The organism is Pseudomonas rhodesiae (genome assembly GCF_007858255.1).
GTDB classification, from domain to species: domain Bacteria; phylum Pseudomonadota; class Gammaproteobacteria; order Pseudomonadales; family Pseudomonadaceae; genus Aquipseudomonas; species Aquipseudomonas rhodesiae.
Genome location: NZ_VFEU01000016.1, coordinates 20,106 through 38,746, shown reverse-complemented (window position 1 = coordinate 38,746; position 18,641 = coordinate 20,106). Strand labels below are relative to the sequence as shown.

16 protein-coding genes are annotated in these 18,641 nt (G+C 61.3%); 14 read left to right on the top strand and 2 right to left on the bottom strand.

The features are described 5' to 3' along the window. Nucleotides 1-22 precede the first annotated feature (22 nt). The 14 genes from tssC to FIV35_RS20445 are packed head-to-tail and all read left to right on the top strand — an operon-like array spanning nucleotide 23 to nucleotide 17,796. Entirely contained in the window at nucleotides 23-1,498 is a 1,476-nt protein-coding gene (gene tssC / locus FIV35_RS20510) for a type VI secretion system contractile sheath large subunit (RefSeq protein ID WP_034138391.1), read from the top strand. A gap of 14 nt (nucleotides 1,499-1,512) precedes the next feature. Beyond that, nucleotides 1,513-1,914: a type VI secretion system baseplate subunit TssE gene (tssE, locus tag FIV35_RS20505; protein ID WP_034138390.1), complete on the top strand. Its 402-nt coding sequence runs from the start codon at nucleotides 1,513-1,515 to the stop codon at nucleotides 1,912-1,914. Then, nucleotides 1,904-3,679: a type VI secretion system baseplate subunit TssF gene (gene tssF / locus FIV35_RS20500; RefSeq protein ID WP_034138389.1), complete on the top strand. Its 1,776-nt coding sequence runs from the start codon at nucleotides 1,904-1,906 to the stop codon at nucleotides 3,677-3,679. The genes tssE and tssF overlap by 11 nt, the downstream gene beginning before the upstream one ends. Beyond that, on the top strand, nucleotides 3,643-4,644 hold the full coding sequence (gene tssG / locus FIV35_RS20495; protein WP_034138388.1) for a type VI secretion system baseplate subunit TssG: 1,002 nt from the start codon (nucleotides 3,643-3,645) through the stop codon (nucleotides 4,642-4,644). The genes tssF and tssG overlap by 37 nt, the downstream gene beginning before the upstream one ends. Nucleotides 4,645-4,657: 13 nt before the next feature. Next, nucleotides 4,658-7,225, top strand: a complete 2,568-nt coding sequence (gene tssH / locus FIV35_RS20490; RefSeq protein ID WP_034138387.1) for a type VI secretion system ATPase TssH — start codon at nucleotides 4,658-4,660, stop codon at nucleotides 7,223-7,225. Continuing rightward, on the top strand, nucleotides 7,222-8,757 hold the full coding sequence (locus FIV35_RS20485) for a sigma-54 interaction domain-containing protein (RefSeq protein ID WP_034138386.1): 1,536 nt from the start codon (nucleotides 7,222-7,224) through the stop codon (nucleotides 8,755-8,757). The genes tssH and FIV35_RS20485 overlap by 4 nt, the downstream gene beginning before the upstream one ends. Nucleotides 8,758-8,812: 55 nt before the next feature. Then, the gene (locus tag FIV35_RS29945; protein WP_080758744.1) at nucleotides 8,813-8,944 is read left to right on the top strand and encodes a type VI secretion protein; all 132 of its coding nucleotides are present in this window, start codon (nucleotides 8,813-8,815) and stop codon (nucleotides 8,942-8,944) included. A 17-nt stretch (nucleotides 8,945-8,961) separates the two neighbouring features. Beyond that, nucleotides 8,962-10,149 (top strand): type VI secretion system-associated FHA domain protein TagH, encoded by a 1,188-nt coding sequence (gene tagH / locus FIV35_RS20475; RefSeq protein WP_034138385.1) that lies wholly within the window; start codon nucleotides 8,962-8,964, stop codon nucleotides 10,147-10,149. 5 nt (nucleotides 10,150-10,154) lie between these two features. Beyond that, nucleotides 10,155-10,655 (top strand): type VI secretion system lipoprotein TssJ, encoded by a 501-nt coding sequence (gene tssJ / locus FIV35_RS20470; RefSeq protein WP_034138384.1) that lies wholly within the window; start codon nucleotides 10,155-10,157, stop codon nucleotides 10,653-10,655. Continuing rightward, nucleotides 10,642-11,970: a type VI secretion system baseplate subunit TssK gene (tssK, locus tag FIV35_RS20465; protein WP_034138383.1), complete on the top strand. Its 1,329-nt coding sequence runs from the start codon at nucleotides 10,642-10,644 to the stop codon at nucleotides 11,968-11,970. The genes tssJ and tssK overlap by 14 nt, the downstream gene beginning before the upstream one ends. 5 nt (nucleotides 11,971-11,975) lie before the next feature. Next, on the top strand, nucleotides 11,976-12,839 hold the full coding sequence (gene icmH / locus FIV35_RS20460; RefSeq protein WP_231980913.1) for a type IVB secretion system protein IcmH/DotU: 864 nt from the start codon (nucleotides 11,976-11,978) through the stop codon (nucleotides 12,837-12,839). 15 nt (nucleotides 12,840-12,854) lie between these two features. Continuing rightward, nucleotides 12,855-16,235 carry a type VI secretion system membrane subunit TssM gene (gene tssM / locus FIV35_RS20455; protein ID WP_083377864.1) on the top strand — a complete coding sequence of 1,127 codons (3,381 nt, stop codon included), beginning with the start codon at nucleotides 12,855-12,857 and terminating at the stop codon, nucleotides 16,233-16,235. After that, the gene (locus FIV35_RS20450) at nucleotides 16,232-16,963 is read left to right on the top strand and encodes a PP2C family protein-serine/threonine phosphatase (RefSeq protein ID WP_249040637.1); all 732 of its coding nucleotides are present in this window, start codon (nucleotides 16,232-16,234) and stop codon (nucleotides 16,961-16,963) included. The genes tssM and FIV35_RS20450 overlap by 4 nt, the downstream gene beginning before the upstream one ends. Next, a complete protein-coding gene (locus FIV35_RS20445; protein WP_034138381.1) occupies nucleotides 16,960-17,796 on the top strand; it encodes a serine/threonine-protein kinase in 837 nt (278 codons plus the stop codon). Before FIV35_RS20450 ends, FIV35_RS20445 begins: the two co-directional genes overlap by 4 nt. Before the next feature lie 8 nt (nucleotides 17,797-17,804). Here the strand turns inward: FIV35_RS20445 and FIV35_RS20440 are convergent, their stop codons facing one another. Both FIV35_RS20440 and FIV35_RS20435 read right to left on the bottom strand, forming a co-directional pair. After that, entirely contained in the window at nucleotides 17,805-18,140 is a 336-nt protein-coding gene (locus FIV35_RS20440; protein ID WP_034138380.1) for a DUF6388 family protein, read from the bottom strand. Continuing rightward, nucleotides 18,133-18,399: a hypothetical protein gene (locus FIV35_RS20435; RefSeq protein WP_034138379.1), complete on the bottom strand. Its 267-nt coding sequence runs from the start codon at nucleotides 18,397-18,399 to the stop codon at nucleotides 18,133-18,135. The genes FIV35_RS20440 and FIV35_RS20435 overlap by 8 nt, the downstream gene beginning before the upstream one ends. Nucleotides 18,400-18,641 lie beyond the last annotated feature (242 nt).

Here is an 18,641-nt window from a genome sequence, read left to right as displayed (position 1 = left end):
TCAGTAAAAGGACACTGACGCCATGAACAGCCAAGCGATACAGACCTCGGTCAACGCCACCGAAGAACACAGCATCCTCGACAACATTATTGCCCAAACATTACTCAGCGCCGACGACGAAGCCTATGCCATCGCCAAGCGCGGGGTATCGGCCTTCATCGAAGAACTGATCAAGCCTCAGAACAGCGCAGAACCGGTCAAGAAACGCTTGGTCGATCGAATGATTGCCGAGATCGACACAAAGCTCAGCCTGCAAATGGACGAGATTCTGCACCATCCGCAATTCCAGGCACTGGAATCCGCGTGGAGGGGCTTGCAACTGTTGGTCGACCGCACCAATTTCCGCGAAAACATCAAAATCGAACTGTTGAACGTTTCGCGCCAAGACCTGCTCGACGACTTCGAAGATTCGCCGGAGGTGACGCAATCCGGGCTCTACAAGCATATCTACAGCGCGGAATACGGTCAGTTTGGTGGCCAGCCGGTGGGCGCGATAATCGCCAATTACTTCCTGGCGCCCAGCGCTCCCGATGTGAAACTGATGCAATACGCGTCCAGTGTGGCCTGCATGGCCCATGCGCCGTTTATCGCCGCGGCCGGGCCGGGCTTCTTCGGCCTTGAGAGCTTCACCGGCCTGCCTGACTTGAAGGATCTCAAGGATCATTTCGAAGGCCCGCAGTTCGCCAAATGGCAGAGCTTTCGCGAGAGCGAGGATTCCCGTTATATCGGGCTCACCGTCCCGCGCTTCTTGCTGCGTACGCCTTACGATCCCCTTGAATGCCCGGTCAAGACCTTTGCTTATCGGGAAAACGTGGTGAACAGCCACGAGCACTACCTGTGGGGCAATACCGCCTATGCGTTTGCCACGCGCCTGACCGACAGCTTTGCGCGGTTCCGCTGGTGCCCCAATATCATTGGCCCACAAAGCGGCGGCGCGGTGGAGGATCTGCCGTTGCATCACTTCCACAGCATGGGCGAAATCGAGACCAAGATTCCCACCGAAGTATTGGTGTCCGACCGTCGAGAATATGAGCTGGCGCAAGAGGGCTTCATTGCTCTGACGATGCGCAAGGGCAGCGACAACGCCGCGTTCTTTTCCGCCAGTTCCGTGCAGAAGCCCAAGCACTTCGGCATCAGTGCCGAGGGCAAGCAAGCCGAGCTGAATTACCGTCTTGGCACTCAGTTACCCTACATGATGGTGGTCAACCGCCTGGCTCATTACTTGAAGGTCCTGCAACGCGAGCAGTTGGGCTCGTGGAAGGAGCGCACTGACCTGGAGCTGGAGCTCAACAAGTGGATTCGCCAGTACGTCGCAGACCAGGAAAACCCTAGTGCCGAAGTGCGTGGCCGGCGGCCGTTGCGCGCGGCCCGTATCGTTGTCAGTGACGTTGAAGGCGAGCCCGGCTGGTATCGGGTCAATCTAAGCGTGCGACCGCACTTCAAATACATGGGCGCGGACTTCACCTTATCCCTGGTCGGCAAGCTCGACAAAGAATGAATCGGGGGCCAGGGATGATGCGCAACCAACGCCTTTTCGAGCGTCTTGATCGCTCCGCACCTCACTCAAAATGCTGTGCGAGTTCTGTCGCGGCCCATCTGGGCAAGATGCTCAGCATCCGCGCCGGCAGCGTCCAAACGCTGCCGGATTACGGCTTGCCTGACCTCAACGATATGAACCAGAGCCTGCACGAAACCCTGAGCCGGTCGCGACTACTGATCGAGCACTTTATCCGGACCTACGAGCCGCGCTTGCAGAATGTCCTGGTGCGCGTCTTGCCCCGTGATCAGGACCCATTGGCCCTGGCATTTTCCATTGAAGCCACGCTGAGTGTTGACGGTGTCACGAAGCCCGTCACCTTCACTGCGCAGCTTGGCGACGCCGGTCGTAGCGAGGTCCATGCCGATGTCCGCTAACCGCTATTACCAGAGCGAACTCAGCGCGCTACGTCAGTTAGGCCGGCGTTTTTCCGAGCGCAACCCGGCGCTTGCGCCATTTCTGGGAGAGACCGGCAAGGACCCGGACGTAGAGCGTTTGCTGGAGGGTTTTGCTTTTCTCACCGGTCGCCTGCGGCAGAAGTTGGATGACGAGTTACCCGAGCTGACGCATTCGCTGATGCACTTGCTGTGGCCCAACTATATGCGACCGCTGCCGGCGTTCAGCATCCTCCAATTCGACCCGCTGCGACATGCCGGCCCCGGCGTGACCGTTGCGCGGGATACACCTGTGGAGAGCGAGCCGGTCGACGGTGAGCGCTGCCGCTTCCGGACCTGTTACGCCACTCAGGTTCTGCCGTTTCAACTGAGCGCCCTGGAGTACAGCGTTAAGGGCGAGCGGGCGGTGTTGAACTTGCGCTTGGACATGAGCGCCGAGGGGAATTTCAACGCGTGCGTATTTGACCGACTGCGCCTGCATCTGGCCGGGGACCGGTATATCAGTCAAGGCCTGTATTTGGGGTTGCTGCGTCATTTGGACGGCATTGAGTTACGGCCGTTCGGTCGCGACGGCGTTGGAATCGATGTCGGCAATGGCCAAGATCTGTCGCTGCGAATTAGCGCGCAGAGCGTACAACCCGTAGGCTTCGCTGAAGAGCATGCACTGATCCCTTATCCGCCCAATACCTTTCGCGGATACCGTCACCTGCAGGAATATTTTGCCTTTCCCGACAAATATCTGTTTGTCGATTTGGTTGGGCTGGATGTACTGCAGACGTTGCCGACCGCAGCCCTCCAGCAAGCGTGCGGTGTGACGCTGCGTTTTGAGCTGAGCGGTCGTTGCCCGCAACTCCAGCAACCTACGCTGGATAACGTGAAGCTGTACTGCACGCCCATCGTCAACCTGTTTGAACATGACGCGGTTCCGATCCGCCTGGATGGCAAACAGGATGAATACTTGCTGATCCCTGGAGAATACAAGCGGGGCAATGCCGACGTGTTTTCCGTTGACCGGGTGACCGGGTGGCGCCCCGGAGGGTTGGGGTATCAGGCATACGTGCCGTTTGAATCCTTCGAGCACGACGCCAACGAGGGCTCACCCTGCTACAGCATTCGCCAACGCGCATCCGCACATCACGGCGGTCTCGATACCTGGCTGGGGTTTGGCAATGGCGTGGGGCAAAGCCAGGAAACCCTCTCGGTCGAGCTGACGTGCACCAATCACAACGTGCCTCGGTCGCTCAAGGCGGGGGCAATCAACCAGCCCTGCGAACAAACTCCCGAAGGCCTGTCGTTTCGCAATATCTGCGCGCCGACCGAGAGTTTTGCGCCGCCGCTGGATCAGGACTTTCTTTGGCGGTTGGTCAGCAACATGTCGCTCAACTACCTGTCGTTGAGCGACATCAGTGCGCTGAAGGTCGTCCTGCAAACCTACGACCTGCAGCGTTACCACGATCGGCAGGCGCAAAAAATCAGTCAGAGAAAGCTGGACGCACTGCGCTCCATCCAGCACACGGGGGTCGACCAATTGCATCGCGGCATGCCGTTTCGCGGCGTGCGAATCGACTTGACCGTCGACGCCCAGGGCTTTTTGGGGCCAGGCGAGATTTTTATGTTCGCGTCGGTACTCAATGAGTTCTTCACGCTGTACGCCAGCCTCAATGCTTACCACGAATTACGAGTCATCAGCACACAAGGAGACGTGTACCAATGGCCAGTCCGGATGGGCCAACAGCCCCTGCTTTAAAGCAACTGAGCCGAGTCATCCGTGAGTACTCGCTGTTCCAGGCGATCGCTCGGGTGATCGAGCAGTTGCGCGATGTGCACCCGCTGCTGGATGACGACGCGTTGTATGAGCGCTTGGAGTTTCAGGCCAATCCAGGGTTGGGGTTTCCCGCTCACGATATTGATCGCTTGGACTTTTTTGTTGAGCAGGGTCAATTGCGCGCCCGTCTTCGCCTCAACGTGTTGGGCCTATGTGGCGCGGGATCGCCGTTGCCTGCGTTTTACGCGGAACAGGCATGCGCCGAAGGCGCTGATGCAACCCGCGATTTTCTGGACCTGTTTCACCATCGATTGCAGCGACTGATGCTGGGGATCTGGCGTAAATATCGTTACCGCACCTGTTTCGAGACAGGGGCACGGGACGCCTTTTCCGAGCAGATGTTTGCGTTGATCGGTTTGAGGGGCCGGCCGATTCGCGCTGCCGCCCAACTGGACTGCAAGCGGCTGTTGCCCTACCTGGGACTGCTTGGCTTGCGAGCCCATTCGGCGGCCTTGATCGAAACGGTGCTGCGTTACTACTTCAAGCACAGCCGCTTGTGGATCGAGCAATGGGTTGAGCGCTCGGTGGCGATCGCTCAATGCCAGACAAACCAGCTAGGCGTCGCCAACAGTGTGCTGGGCCAGGACAACGTGCTGGGCAGTCGTGTCGCCGACCGTGGCGGCAAATTCAGGGTGCATGTGCACAACCTGGGCTGGCAGCGCTTTCACGGTTTTTTACCCACTGGCGCGGACTATCCGCAGCTGTGCTCGTTGATACGGCTGACTGCGCGCGATCCGCTGGAATACGACTTGCGCCTGGTGCTTGCGAAAGAAGAGATCAGGCCGCTGCACATCGGCGAACACAACGTCTGTCGGCTGGGATGGACCAGCTGGCTCGCGCACGACTGTGCTGACGGTGTGCTCATCGTGGCCAGCGACGCACATTAGGGGATCAGCAAAGATGATAAATGTAGACCTGCAACAACTTATCCGCACATTGACCCCACAGGCACGGCGAGATCTGGAGCGGTCCGCCGAGCGATGTGTCACACGGGGTGGCCATGAGGTCTTGGTAGAGGACTACCTATTGGCCTGGTTGGAGCACAGCGATTGCCTTCTGGCACGGGCATTGGCCGACGCTGGTGTCGAGGTCGGCGAGCTGCACGCCATCTTGCAACCAAAAGCGCAGGCCAACGCGTCACGTAATCCGGTATTCGCCCAGGCGCTGGTGCATTGGTTGCAGCAGGCATTGCTCGTTGCCCACCTGCAATTGCATCAAACCGAGGTGGATCACGCCGCGCTGCTATTGGCGCTGCTGCAGCATCCGCAGCAGCATGCCGGCTGTGCTTACCAAGAGCTGTTGAGCCGTGTGGATACGCAGCGTGTGCTTGAGTTTGTGTCGAGTCGCGCCGTTGAAACCCCGCCTGCATTGGCTGACGAGTCCTGCCTGGCACGGTTTACCCACGATCTGACACACCAGGCGCAATCCGGGCGCATCGACCCGGTGCTGTGTCGGGATGATGAGCTTCGCCGGTTGATCGACATCCTTGTGCGCCGACGTAAGAACAATCCGCTACTGGTCGGCGAAGCCGGAGTGGGCAAGACCGCAATTGTCGAAGGACTAGCCCTGCGCGTTGTCGGCGGCCAAGTGCCGGAACTGTTGAAGGATGTGCGCGTGCTGACCCTGGACATGGGGATGCTGCAAGCCGGGGCCAGCATCAAAGGTGAATTCGAGCGGCGCCTCAAGGGGGTGATCGACGAGGTCAATGCATCCCCACGCCCGATTATTCTGTTTATCGATGAAGCCCATACCCTGGTGGGAGCGGGAGGCCCAGCAGGTGGGGCTGATGCCGCCAACCTGCTCAAGCCGGCGCTGGCGCGCGGTGAGCTACGCACCATTGCCGCGACCACCTGGTCCGAATACAAGCGTCACTTCGAGAAAGACCCGGCCCTGGCGCGGCGCTTCCAGCCTGTCCATGTCGGTGAGCCCAGCGTCGAACAGGCGGTTTCGATCCTGCGTGGGCTAGTGCCGGTGCACGAAACCAGCCATGGGGTCTACGTGCGTGACGACGCCGTCGTGGCGTCGGCACACTTGAGTGCCCGTTACCTGGCGGGTCGACAGCTACCCGATAAAGCGGTGGATGTACTGGATACCGCTTGCGCGCGTGCGCGGATCAGCCGGGTTTGCGCGCCTGAGGCGTTGCAGCGTCTGGAGGCGGATCTGGCCGAAGGCGCCCGACAACGCCTGGCATGGATTCGCGACAGGGATGCCGGGGTGCCGGTGGATACGCAGGCTTTGCACGCGCTGGATCTTCGCTTGGCGGCAGTAGAGAGCGAGCGGCACTCATTGGAGCAGCGTTGGCTCGAACAGCGCGCGTGCGCGGCACAGGCACTGACTCTGCGCCGGCACCTGGAGGACGCTCGCCGTGTAGGGCAGGGCGTCGACGCCCTGGAACAGGCACTTGGCGAACAGAGACGCGCATTGTCTGCACTGCAAGGCCCGCAGCCATTGGTTCATCTTGAGGTTTGCCCACGCCTGGTGGCCGAAGTGATCAGCGCGTGGACCGGGATTCCGGTCGAACGCCTGGCGTTTGAGCACAGTGATGCGGTCACTGGGTTTGCCCAGGCACTGCGTGCACGCATCCTCGGCCAGGAGCCTGCCGTGCAGGCACTGGATCGTAATCTAAGAGCGGTCGCCGCTGGCCTCAATAAGCCCGACGCGCCGGTCGGTGTGTTTCTGCTGGTGGGACCCAGCGGCGTAGGCAAGACAGAGACGGCCCTGGCCCTGGGCGACTTGCTCTACGGCGGTGAGCGCTTTGTCACGACCTTGAACATGTCCGAGTACCAGGAGAAACATGCGCTATCTCGGTTGATTGGGGCGCCGCCCGGTTATGTCGGATACGGCGAGGGCGGCGTGCTGACGGAGGCGGTGCGTCAACGACCGTACTCGGTCGTCCTGCTGGATGAAGTGGAAAAGGCCGACCCGGAGGTGCTGAACCTGTTTTATCAGATCTTCGACAAGGGCCTGGCCAACGATGGCGAAGGTCGGGAAATCGACTTTCGCAATACGCTGATCCTGATGACGTCCAACCTGGGCAGCGATTGCATTACCGATCTGTGTTCCGGCGCCCAGCGGCCGGATGCGCAGGCGCTGCACGCGGCGATCTATCCCCTGTTGCGTGACTATTTCAAACCGGCGCTGTTGGCGCGCATGCGCGTATTGCCCTATTACCCGATCGCGGGCGATGTGCTGCAGCAGTTGGCCAGGGCCAAGCTGGAGTGCCTCGGGCGGCGGTTGGAAGGACGCCGGCTGGCGTTCAGCTATACAGCGGAACTGGTCGCGCATATGGCTGACCGTTGCAGCCATAGCGACAGTGGCGCGCGCTATATCGACCAATGGATCGAGACCCATCTGATGCCACAGATGGTCGACCGTCTGTTGGAGGCGATGGCCGTCGGTGAATCGCTGTCGCGCGCCCATGCCGATCTTGACCACCGTGGACAACCGATCTGCGAGTTCAGCCAATGACGGACAATCTCTTTAGCCAACTGCCCCATCCCCTGGCTTATGCCGAAGCATTGTTGGGCTGGTTCACGCGCCTGGGCACCGACAGTGACGAGGCGAGCTTGCCCGAGCTGTGTGCCGCGGCGACGGCGCAGCTTAGCCAGTGCGAACTGAGCCAGTTGTATAAGTACGACGAGACGACGGGTCGGCTTGAGCTGATTGCCCAGCACCTAGCGGGTACCTTGCCGCCAGGCGGACGGCTATGCGGCGACGACGTTCAGCATCAGCCGCTGTTGCAGTATGTCCTCAAGCAAGCCAGCCCTCTGAACCTGGATGACCTGAGTGGTAGCGTTTACGAGAGCGGCTTCTTACCGGCGATGGCGACGCCGTGGCAGTCGTTGTCATGTATACCGCTGTTCGGTCGGCGTGAATGCCTCGAAGGCTTGCTGTTGTGCGCCAGCCTGCGCCCCAGACCCTTGCAGGACTATGCCCGGTCATTGGGGCAATTGGGCAGCTTTGCGTTGACGCAATTGGGGTTACTGCGCCGCGTGCGTCCTGCCCACAGCCGCGCGACGAACCAGGTCAGCGCGCGAGCCCCTCAAAGCACTCACGGCCTGATCGGCACCAGCAAAGCGATGGCCGATACCTGTCGTTTGATCGACAAAGTTTTGCAGGCTCCCTACACCGTGCTGCTAAGCGGCGAGACCGGCACCGGCAAAGAAGTGGTGGCGCGCGCCATCCATAGCGCCGGCCCGCGCAACGGCAAGGCGTTCGTGGTGCAGAACTGTGCCGCCTTCCCCGAAGGCTTGCTGGAAAGTGAGCTGTTCGGCTACCGCAAAGGCGCGTTCACCGGCGCCGAGCGCAACCACATCGGTTTGTTCGATACCGCCGATGGCGGCACCTTGCTTTTGGATGAAATAGGCGACATGCCGTTGTCGCTGCAGGCCAAGCTATTACGGGTGCTGCAGGAAGGTGAAATCCGTCCGCTGGGCGCCAGCGCGGCCCATCGGGTGGATGTGCGCATCATTGCCGCGACCCACCGCGACCTGACGGCTATGGTGGCCGAGGGGACATTTCGCGAGGATCTTTATTACCGTTTGGCGCAATTCCCCATCGAGCTGCCGCCTTTGCGCGAGCGAGATGGCGATGTACTGCTGTTGGCGCGGCATTTCGCCGAAAAGGCCTGTGTCGCATTGGGTCGGTCAACGGTGCAATGGTCGAGTGCGGCGCTCGATCAACTGTCCGGTCATCCGTTCCCCGGCAATGTTCGCGAACTCAAATGCCGAGTCGAACGCGCGGTATTGCTGTGTGACGAGAACCTGATCCTGCCGGCGCACTTGTGCCTGGAGCCGAAGCCGGTAGTGCCCTGTGTCGATGCGACGTTACGCCAGCGCCTGGAGCGGGTTGAGCGGGTATTTCTGCTCGATTGCCTGCACAAGAACCGTGGTAACCGGACCCGTACCGCCCGTGAGCTGGGCGTGGCACGTCGCACGCTGCTGTATCGACTTGCGCGTCTGAACATTCCCTGTGGCGATGTGGCGGGGAGTGCTGAATGAGCCGATCAAGAATGTGTTGTCCGACCGCGTACCTGAATTTTCCGGGAGAAACCTGATGCTTCTACGTCCGTGGCAAGCCTGGGGGCTTGTGCTGTGTCTACTGAGCGGCTGTAACGCCAACTACGTTTTTGATGATGCCGATTACCGTCCGCTGGGCGACCCCCAAACGACGCGTCGTGGTCAGTGAGCAAGGAGTGCCGAGCGATGCAATTAGTGTTCGAGGTATGTGACACCGCCAGCGGTGAGGCGCCGCTGCGCAAGGTGTTTGACCGCGTCGGGGGTGTTATCGGTCGTGGCGCAGGATGCGACTGGGTAATTCCCGATGCGACGCGGTTGCTCTCCAGCCACCATGCGTTGATCGGCTACCGAGGTGGGCAGTACTTTCTGACGGATGTCAGCAGTAATGGCATTGGCGTGGCAGGCGGCATGGAGCGTTTGAGGAAGGGGCAGGCGCGGCTGATCGCCGACGGCGAGGTCTATCAGCTGGGCGCCTTGGACATTCGGGCGCACTTGCGACCGCGCTGGACGACGCAGGACGACCGGCAGGCGCTGGCCTGCGCCGACACCATTCCAGATGACGCATTTCTTGGACTGGACCCGATGCACGCCTTGGCGGATGAGCAACGGCGCGATGAGTCTTGCGAGGAGCTGGATGCACTGGCGCACAGTGTAGAAACGCCCACCTGTTCGTTTGCCCATAGCGCCGTGGAGCGCGATCACCTGACGGTACCGAGATGGGCGCAACCTTCCAAACGCATGCCGCCCCCTCCAGCTGACCCAAGCGTGCCCGAGCTGCCGGCAGCCTTCTGGGCGCAGTTTGGCGACGCCCTGGGCCTACGGATGGATGGGCTCCATAGCGTGGCCTGCGAAGCGCTGGCGATCAAAGTGGCGGGCCTGTTCAGACAAACCGTCGAGGGGATGCAGCAATGCCTGCGCACTCGAGATGAGCTGAACAATGAATTGAACCTGGGCGCAGCCATGCCTGGCTTCAAAAGCCATAACCCGCTGAAAGACTGCCTCGATACCCAGGCGACCATAACGACATTGCTGGGCGCGGGCGAGCTGGGTCAATTGTCCGCCGAGTTGGCGCTTGCTCAAGCCTGTCGGGAGATACAAGTCCATCAGTTGGCGTTGGTGGTGGCTTGTCGAGCGGCGGTGCGCGGCGCGCTCGCGGCGTTCGCGCCGAGCCATTTGATGCTGTGCTTCGAGCGAGAAGGTAAACCGGCCAGGTTCACCACCGACGGCGCGTGCTGGCGCGCCTATCAGCGTCACTACCGACATCTGGTCGATGGGCTCCCCCTGGATGAACAGCTGTTGAACAGCGATTTTTCCAAGGCCTACGAGGAGCAGGTGCGCTTGGTTTCCACGTTGCATGCGGCGTACCCAGGATGAGATTTATGTATCGAACCTTTATTGCATTGATGCTGTTGGCGCTGAGCCTGTCGAGCGGTTGCAGTCATGTGGGACCGTTTTCAACCCTGACCAAATTGGACCTGACATTGACGGCCGGCGAAGCGCTGAATCCGGACTTGCACGGTCGGCCTTCCCCCGTGGTGGTGCATCTGCTGGAGCTGCGCCATCCGGTCGCGTTCGAAAATGCCGATTTCTTCAGCCTGTATGCCCGAGCTGAACAAGCATTGCCTAAGGACTGGGTGAACTCCGAGGAGCTGGAACTACGCCCCGGTGAACAGGTGGCGCTCAAACTCAGCATCGAGCCACAGAGCCGTTATGTCGGCGTGCTGGCCGCTTATCGGGATTTGCCCCATGTGCAATGGCGGCTGGCGTTGCCCGTGGCCCCGCAACAGCGCACGCGTGTCGAAGTGACGTTGGACGAATCGGGTATTCGTCTTGTGGATCCGTTCGCCAGCCGGTCGGGGAACTCAAATGCAGGCCTATAAAGTCATCTGGCAGGAAGGCATGCTGCTGCGTCCTCAGCACTTGCAGCACAACGACCGTTATTACCAGCAGCAACTCAATCAGACACGCCTGTTGGGCAGTGACGGTTGGGGATTCCTGACGCTGCACGTCGATACCCAGCACCTCAACCTGGGCAAGGTGGTGCTTACCCAGGCCAGCGGGATGTTTCCCGACGGCAGTCTGTTTGCATTGGACAGTGCCGACGAACCGCTGGTATTGCAGGTTCCCGTCGGTGCCGGCGGTCAGGCCGTGTACCTGGCGTTACCGCTGGCGATCGGCAATCAGGTCGAAGCGCGGCTCCCGGAGCAGGGCGACGTGCTGGCGCGGTATGTCAGCTGTGAACTTCAAGTCGGCGACTCCAACGCGGGCGCCGATTCGCGCTGCCAGATCCATTGCGCGCGCCCGGACCTGCGATTGGTGTTGGGAGAGCAACGCGATGATCCGCTGCTGGTGAAACTCCAGGTGGCCCAGGTTGTGGAATCGACGCGGGAAGGGGGCGTGACGCTGGATACGGATTTCGTACCGACCTTCCTCTATCTGCAGCGTTCTGGCTACGTGGCGTCGTGCGTCAAGGAGGTGATCAGCCTACTCGCTACCCGGGGCGATGCGATTGCCACGCGCGTCCAGGGTAATGGCGGATCGGCGGGCGCTCAGTTAGGTGACTTCCTCATGCTGCAACTGATCAACCGTACGGAACTGCTCTTGCATCACTACTTGAGCCAGCCCCAGGTGCGTCCAGAAGCGGTGTATCGCCAGTTGCTGTCGTTGCTCGGCGAGCTATCGACATACGGCACCGATAACAAGCGCGCGCAGTCGCAGGGGCGGTACCGACATGACGACCAGGGTGAGAGCTTCCGAGGCTTGATGGACGGCATTCGAACGGCGCTGTCGCGGGTGCTGGAGCAGCATGCGACGCAGCTCACGCTGCAACCGCGTCAATACGGCGTGCTGGTTTGCCCGGTCAGCGATCTCAAACTGCTGGGTTGCGCCACCTTCATTCTAGCGGCCGAGGCCCAGTGCGATTCGGAAGAACTGCGCCACCGTCTGCCGGCGCACCTCAAGATCGGCCCTGTGGAGCGCATCCGTGAGTTGGTCAACCTGCACCTGGCGGGTATCAAGCTCAAGCCGCTGCCGGTGGCGCCGCGGCAGATCCCGTTCCATGCCGGCAAAACCTATTTCATGCTCGATCTCAGTGCCCGCGACATCACACAGCTGGAGCAGTCGGGTGGCTTCGCCTTCCACGCCAGCGGCGAGTTCGCAGGACTGGAACTCAACTTTTGGGCCATCAGGAACTGAACATCATGACTATGGACAGTGAATACCCGCAGGACGAAAAAACCGTCCTGCTAGACCGCGAGGGCAACCAACCGGCACAGGGGACGCTGACGGACTTCCCGACGCCCCCACGCTTCGAACAGCTGGAAGACCGCATGATCTACTCGGCCGCCCTGCAGGGCGTGCAGAGCTTCGATATAGGGCCCAACACTTTGGTAACGGCGGCCTGGGATCTGCTGTCCCAGGTGGTGCAGCTCAAGGCCAGTTCCGGCCGGGAGAGCTTGCAGAGCCTCAACGATCGATTATCGGCGGGGGTCTCGGCATTTGAAATGCGGGCCTCCCATGAGGGGGCGGAAAAGAGTCAGGTCATGTCTGCCCGCTATGTGCTGTGCAGTGTGATTGACGAGGCGGTGGTGACGACGGCGTGGGGTGCCCGCAGTGACTGGTCGACCATGAGCCTGCTGAGCCGTTTTCATCAGGAAACCTTCGGCGGCGAGAAATTTTTCCAGTTGCTGGAGCGTTTGTCCCGCGACCCGATCAAGCACCTGGCCATGCTTGAACTGATGTACCTGTGCTTATCGATAGGGTTCGAAGGCCAGTATCGCGTCATGGAGCGTGGAGCGGCGCAACTGGAAGCGGTACGCGATGGTTTATATCGACAGATCCGGCACGTGCGCGGTGAACGCCTGCCGTCGGCGGCGTCGGTTGAGCCTGGGCGAGCAGGCGACACACCGTTGCGGATGATCTCGGCGACCTGGGTTGTTGTCCTGACCGTCGCCTGCTTGCTGGTGGTGTACTCCGGGTTTGCCTGGGTCTTGCGCAACGAGCGCATGACCGTCCTGCAACCCTTTCAATCCGTGGCGCCGGATCAGACGCGGACGCCGATGTAACGCTGGGAGCAATCAATGAACGCATTCTTCACGGGCGTGGGCAGAGTGCTGCGCAAGAGTTGGGTCTGGAGCCTGCTGCTGGTGTTATGCCTGGCGGCGCTGGTGTGGTGTTTCGGGCCGTTGTTGGCGGTGGACGATTATCGATTCTGGCAAGGGGCCACGGCACGTCTGCTGAGCATCAGCGTGCTGTTTCTGCTGTGGGGCCTGGCGATGGTGGTAGTGGGAGGGCGGCGCGCGGCATGGCTCGACAGGCCGGACCACCAGGCGCGACATCAACGTCAGGTGTTGATCGACCAAGAGCGGCGGCAGGTGCGCGGGCGTTTCAAGGAGGCGTTGCAGACCCTGAAAACCTCACGCTGTTATGGGGAGCATGGCGAACGTTGGCGCAATGACTTGCCCTGGTACCTTCTGATCGGCGAACAGGGCAGTGGCAAAAGCCAGTTGTTGGCCGCCGGCGGCGTGCGGTTTCCGCTGGACCGGAGCGACACACCCTCAGGCACGACCGCCTACTTTGATTGGTTCCTGGCCGATGAGGCCGTGATCGTCGAAAGCGCCGGGCGCTATCTGACGCAGCCCGATGGTGAAGTGGACGAAGCAGGCTGGGCGACGTTGCTGGGCTTGCTCAAATCGCGGCGCCGGGCACGTCCGCTCAATGGCGTGGTGGTGACGCTGGCGGTGGACACCTTGCTCGGCGGCAACGAACACGACTTGGATCTGCATGCCCGTCATGTGCATGCGCGCTTGCAGGACATCCACCAGACGCTGCATATGGATGTGCCGATTTATCTGGTGTTGACCCAGGCTGACCGCTTGCCGGGGTTTGCCGAATTCTTCGATACGCCTCAGGGGGACAGCGCCCAAGCGGTATTGGGAGAGCGTTTGCCCGCCAGTAAAACCGGTACCGAGATGGCCCAGGTACGCGATGCCTTTGAAGCCTTGCTCAAGCGTCTGGGCACGGAGCTGATCCCGCGATTGCACCAGGAGCGCAGTGCCGAGCGGCGCGGCGTCATGCTTGATTTTCCTCGGCAGGCCGCGCGAATCGCCGAGCGGTTGTGCCTGTTCGTGGAGTCCGGGTTCTCGGCTCATCGCTTCCAACGTATCTTTGGACTGCGCGGGTTCTATCTGACGAGTGCGGAAACCGCTGACAGGCGCGGCCATTTTGTTCAAGGCTTGTTCAAACAGGTGATTTTTGCCGAGGCCGGCCTTGCGGGGTTGCAGACCTCGGAGCGTCGTCGCCTCCATCTTCGTCAGGGCTTGCTGATATTGGCGGCATCAGGGGTGGTGGTCGGCAGTGGGGCATTGTGGACGCACAGTTATTCGGTCAATCATCAGCGCCTGATGCAACTGGCGCAGCTGATCGCGCCTCAACCTCCGGCGACACCAGGTTTGGACGCCACTCTGGCGTTGCTGCCACTGCTGGACAGCCGGCTGGCTGCCACCCAGGTGTTTCCTGCGGTGACGGATGCGCGCCAGATCGAACGGGCCGGGCTGTATCAGGGCGAGATCAGTCGCCCGGTGTTGGTGACGGCTTATGAGGACGCGCTGCGCCAACAATTATTGCCCGAGGTCGCGGCGTTGCTTGAAGCGCAGGTGCAGGCCACGCTGAACGACCGCGAAAAGTTGATGGACAACCTGCGGGCCTACCTGATGCTCAATTTGCCCGAGCGTCGGGACGCGACCTGGCTGGCCGAGCGCGTGGCGGCTCAGTGGGCTGCGCTATATGGCGGGGATAGCTCGGCGCAGAACAGGTTGAACGCGCATTTCTCATATTTGCTTAGGCTATCTTTTGAATCGCCGTTGAATGCCGAACGGGTGGCAGCGGCTCGCCAGGCCCTGCGCGGAGAGTCGCTGGCGGGTGTGATCTATCGGGTATTGCGTGATCAGGCCCGCAATCTGGAACCCTATCGCTTGGTGGAGGGGGCAGGGGTGACGGTGGGCGAGCCCCTCATTCCGGGGTTCTTTACCCAACAGTACGTGCAGCACTTTGAAAAGCAGGGCCAGCGTCTGGTTAATGGGATTGTCCAGGACAACTGGGTACTAGGTGAAGGCGGCGATCTTAGTCCGATGGATATGCGGCAGTTGATGCAGGAGCTGGAACAACGCTATTTCAGCGAGTACGCCGATACTTGGAGCCGTGCCTTGAGCCGCGTCCGTCTGGAACCGAGCGAAACCCTCCGAGAGCATGTCGATACACTCGCGGGCCTCTCCTCGATGCAATCACCGCTGGTGCGTTTGTTGCAGCAGGTGCATGAGCACACGCGTTTTCCGACGGCTCATGAGCGCCTTGGTGGCGTACAGCAGGCCATCGAGCGCGGTATCTCGACTCAGAGCGAGGCGGCCGCAGGGTTGCTTAGCGGCCTCCAGACGCAGGCGGTGCCGGACTCCGCTCGCCGTGCGTTGCTGCGTCGCTTCGAGCCCTTGCACCAGTTGCTGGATGCCGAGCGCAACCCCGACGGCGAATGGTTGCAGGCCTTGCGGCTGCTCCACGAGTGGCACTTGCAATTGGTCGCCCTGAACCGCGAAGGGGCGACGGAGCAGGCGGCGTTCAAGTTGGTCAAGCAGCGCATGGAGGGACAGCAGCCGCTGTTAGGCCAACTGCGCGACAGAGCGGCGCGCCTGCCGCTGCCCCTCAAAGGCTGGCTCGAAGCTATCGCTGACGACAGTTGGCGATTGCTGCTCGACGATGCGTATGTGCACGTCAATCAGCGCTATCAGAGTGAGGTCTATGGCTTCTACGCCAAGGCTATCCAGCGTCGATACCCCTTCAATGCGCAAGCCGCGGGCGAGGTCGCGCTGGGGGATTTTCAGGAGTTCTTCAAGCCAAGGGGCGCCATGGCGCGTTTTTACGAGACCTACCTGAAGCCTTTTGTAAGCACCGAAGGCAGCCGCTTCCGGCTGCGCGGCTTGGATGGCCGCAGCCTGCCGATTTCGCGCTCGTCCCTGGAGCAACTGGCCAAAGCTCAACTGATTCGCCTGGGTTTTTTCAGTGAGGAGCAGGGCGAATGGGCCGTTCGTTTCACACTGGCACCCTGCAGCCTGGACCCGACGGTTAGTCGCGCGGTCCTGCGTATCGGCGATAAGCAACTGGAGTACCGCCACGGTCCGATCGTGCCGACGACGTTCCATTGGCCTGAAGAGGCAGACAACGGCCGCAGCAGTCTGGTGCTGGAGCGTGGCGCCCAGCGGCCGTTCGGTATCGAGAAAAACAGCGGGCCCTGGTCGTTCTTCCGCTTCTTGGATCTGATGCAAAGCGAGCCCGCCAATGGTCGCAATGCCCAGGTACTCAAGGCCGATCTTGCGGGGCTGCGCGCCAACTTCCTGCTCAGCAGCGCACGCCACCCGGGCCCGTTCCAGATGGCGGCATGGCGCACTTTCCGTCTGCCGGAGCAGCTGTGAACCAACTGCGCGACCCGTGCCGCAGCGCCGGGCGCACCGAACGAGGCAGGACCCGCGCGCGCAATGAGGATGCATTTCTCGATTGCCCGCAACACGGTTGCTGGGCCGTGGCCGATGGGATGGGCGGGCATCGCGCCGGTGATGTGGCCAGCCAGTGGGTGATCAGCAGCCTTGCCGCGCTGCCGCGCCAGAGCAATTTCGACCAGCGGCTCAAGGCCGTGCGGCATTGTCTGCGGATACTGGACAGTCGGCTGGGCCGAGCGTTGCCCCTCAATGCAAGCGCGCCGTACGCAATCATGGGCAGCACGGTTGTGGCGTTGTTGCTGGAGGGCAATCGGGCGGCCTGCATCTGGGCAGGGGACAGCCGTTGCTACCTGTGGCGCGGGCAGCGCTTGTATCAGCTATCGCGAGACCATTCCTTGCAGCAGCAACTGATGGATACGCAACGCTTGACCCGGCAACAGGCGCAGTCCCACCCGGCAGCGAGGTCTCTGACCCGTGCGCTGGGCGGGCGGCAACCGCTGATGCTGGAGGTGTTGGAGCTGTGTACTCGTCCTGGCGATGTGTTTTTGCTTTGCAGCGATGGTTTGTATCAGGGCCTCGGTCTTGACGCCTTGGGACGCGCGCTGAGTAGGGGCGCACCCGGTCAGGTGGTGGATAGGCTGTTCACCGAGGTGCTGCGTGGGCCGGCAGCGGATGACTTGACGGCCGTGGTGGTTCAGCCATGACCGCCGGGGTGGGGCCGACTGATGTGCTGGCAGGGCGTTATCAGCTTGAGCGCGTACTGGGTTGCGGCGGCATGGGCGTGGTCTATCGGGCTCGCGACCTGCTGCATGAGGCGTTCGGCGACGCCAACGCCTGGGTCGCCCTGAAACTGCTGGGCGAGCCATTGGCCCAGTCCCCGGATGGGCATGTGTTGCTGTACAGCGAATTCGCCCTGACCCGCAGCCTGCGACATGAGCATGTCGTGCGGATGTTCGCCTTCGACGTCGACACCGTCCGTGAAGTGGCGTTCTTCACCATGGAGCTGTTGCAGGGAGTGACCCTCGATCGCCTGCTGTTGGAGTGTCCGGAGGGTTTGCCGTGGAGCGAACTGCAGCCTCTGGCGCTGCAGTTGTTAGATGCCTTGAGCTACGCCCACCGGCAGGGCGTTCTGCATGGCGATGTAAAACCGGCGAATATCCTGTTGGGCGACGAGGGGTTGCGTCTGTTCGATTTCGGCCTGGGCCAGGCACAGGAAGCGGCGGGGTTGCCTGGTTTGAGCCGTAGCCGTCTGAATGCCTGGACGCCTGCGTACGCGGCACCGGAGCTGATGGCGGGTGGGGAACTGTCGGCCTTGGCTGACCTGTACGGCGCGGCGTGTGTCGTCTATGAACTCGCCCAGGGCCGCCGCTCGGCGCCACGTCAGCCCGACCAGCCGCTGCCCCGACCGCGCGGCTTACCCAGGCGGTGTTGGCCGGCGTTGCGCTCGGCCTTGCATTGGACGCCGGAGCAGCGAAAGGTCACGGTGGCACAGCTGCGCGAGGCCATGGCCGGCGTCAGACGGTGCTGGTTCGTGTAGTGACGGCTTTAACCGGGCAGGTCGTGCAACTGGCAGTAATCGGCCCAACTCATGCCCGCCATCTGCGCCACTTCCTTGTGCACCTCCAGGCGCTGGGCTTCGAACGCTTCAGGAGAGTCACTGGTGAGCTTGAGCGTCAGCTCCCAGGCAAACAGGCCCAGGCGCTCGGCTTCGGCTTCGAAGGCCTCGTGCAAACGTTCGGCGCGGTATTCGGCCAGGGTTTCGCCTCTGGCCCGGGCGGCCAGTGGATTCAACCCGTCCAGCTCGGCGACCAACGTCGGGTGCGCTGCCTGAAAGCGTTCGAGGGCTAAGCGGTGATTGTCGCCGGGGCCGGATTCAAGCACGGGAGCCCGCCTCCAGATGCGCCTTTCTGCGCCGGGCGCGTTTGCGCAAGTGTCGGTTCACCCTGGACTGCAGTGGATCGAGAATAAAGAACAGCAAGTAAGCTGTCAGTACCAGCGTCAGGTCAATCCAGGTTCCGCCAATGGGGCCCGAAACCTCTTCGATCACATCCTTGATCAAAAACAGCAGCGCTACACCGCTTAACCACAACGCTGCGTTAAGCAGCAGTGGGCGCATCGCATTCGACAACTTATGTTGCATTTCGAGCTTACCTCCTTGGTACCTGATACCACTCAGGCGCTGTTCCCTGAACGGGCACCTCAGCCTGAGACCTCACCGGGCTGCCCATAACGCCTCAAAAGCCGGCAATAGTACCCGTTCAAGAAAGATTAGGAATTTTGCCTGTCCGAAAGTTCAATAAATCGTCAGCGAAAACTTACCGATGCTGCGACAGCCAGCCAATAAAATTGCAGGCCCAGCCTTCAAATCTCTTTCGCTCCCGA

Excerpts from the sequence above, each read along its gene's own strand:
- tssC (WP_034138391.1), top strand. The coding sequence starts at position 23 with ATGAACAGCCAAGCGATACAGACCTCGGTCAACGCCACCGAAGAACAC.
- tssE (WP_034138390.1), top strand. The coding sequence starts at position 1,513 with ATGATGCGCAACCAACGCCTTTTCGAGCGTCTTGATCGCTCCGCACCT.
- tssF (WP_034138389.1), top strand. The coding sequence starts at position 1,904 with ATGTCCGCTAACCGCTATTACCAGAGCGAACTCAGCGCGCTACGTCAG.
- tssG (WP_034138388.1), top strand. The coding sequence starts at position 3,643 with ATGGCCAGTCCGGATGGGCCAACAGCCCCTGCTTTAAAGCAACTGAGC.
- tssH (WP_034138387.1), top strand. The coding sequence starts at position 4,658 with ATGATAAATGTAGACCTGCAACAACTTATCCGCACATTGACCCCACAG.
- FIV35_RS20485 (WP_034138386.1), top strand. The coding sequence starts at position 7,222 with ATGACGGACAATCTCTTTAGCCAACTGCCCCATCCCCTGGCTTATGCC.
- FIV35_RS29945 (WP_080758744.1), top strand. The coding sequence starts at position 8,813 with ATGCTTCTACGTCCGTGGCAAGCCTGGGGGCTTGTGCTGTGTCTACTG.
- tagH (WP_034138385.1), top strand. The coding sequence starts at position 8,962 with ATGCAATTAGTGTTCGAGGTATGTGACACCGCCAGCGGTGAGGCGCCG.
- tssJ (WP_034138384.1), top strand. The coding sequence starts at position 10,155 with ATGTATCGAACCTTTATTGCATTGATGCTGTTGGCGCTGAGCCTGTCG.
- tssK (WP_034138383.1), top strand. The coding sequence starts at position 10,642 with ATGCAGGCCTATAAAGTCATCTGGCAGGAAGGCATGCTGCTGCGTCCT.
- icmH (WP_231980913.1), top strand. The coding sequence starts at position 11,976 with ATGACTATGGACAGTGAATACCCGCAGGACGAAAAAACCGTCCTGCTA.
- tssM (WP_083377864.1), top strand. The coding sequence starts at position 12,855 with ATGAACGCATTCTTCACGGGCGTGGGCAGAGTGCTGCGCAAGAGTTGG.
- FIV35_RS20445 (WP_034138381.1), top strand. The coding sequence starts at position 16,960 with ATGACCGCCGGGGTGGGGCCGACTGATGTGCTGGCAGGGCGTTATCAG.
- FIV35_RS20435 (WP_034138379.1), bottom strand. The coding sequence starts at position 18,399 with ATGCAACATAAGTTGTCGAATGCGATGCGCCCACTGCTGCTTAACGCA.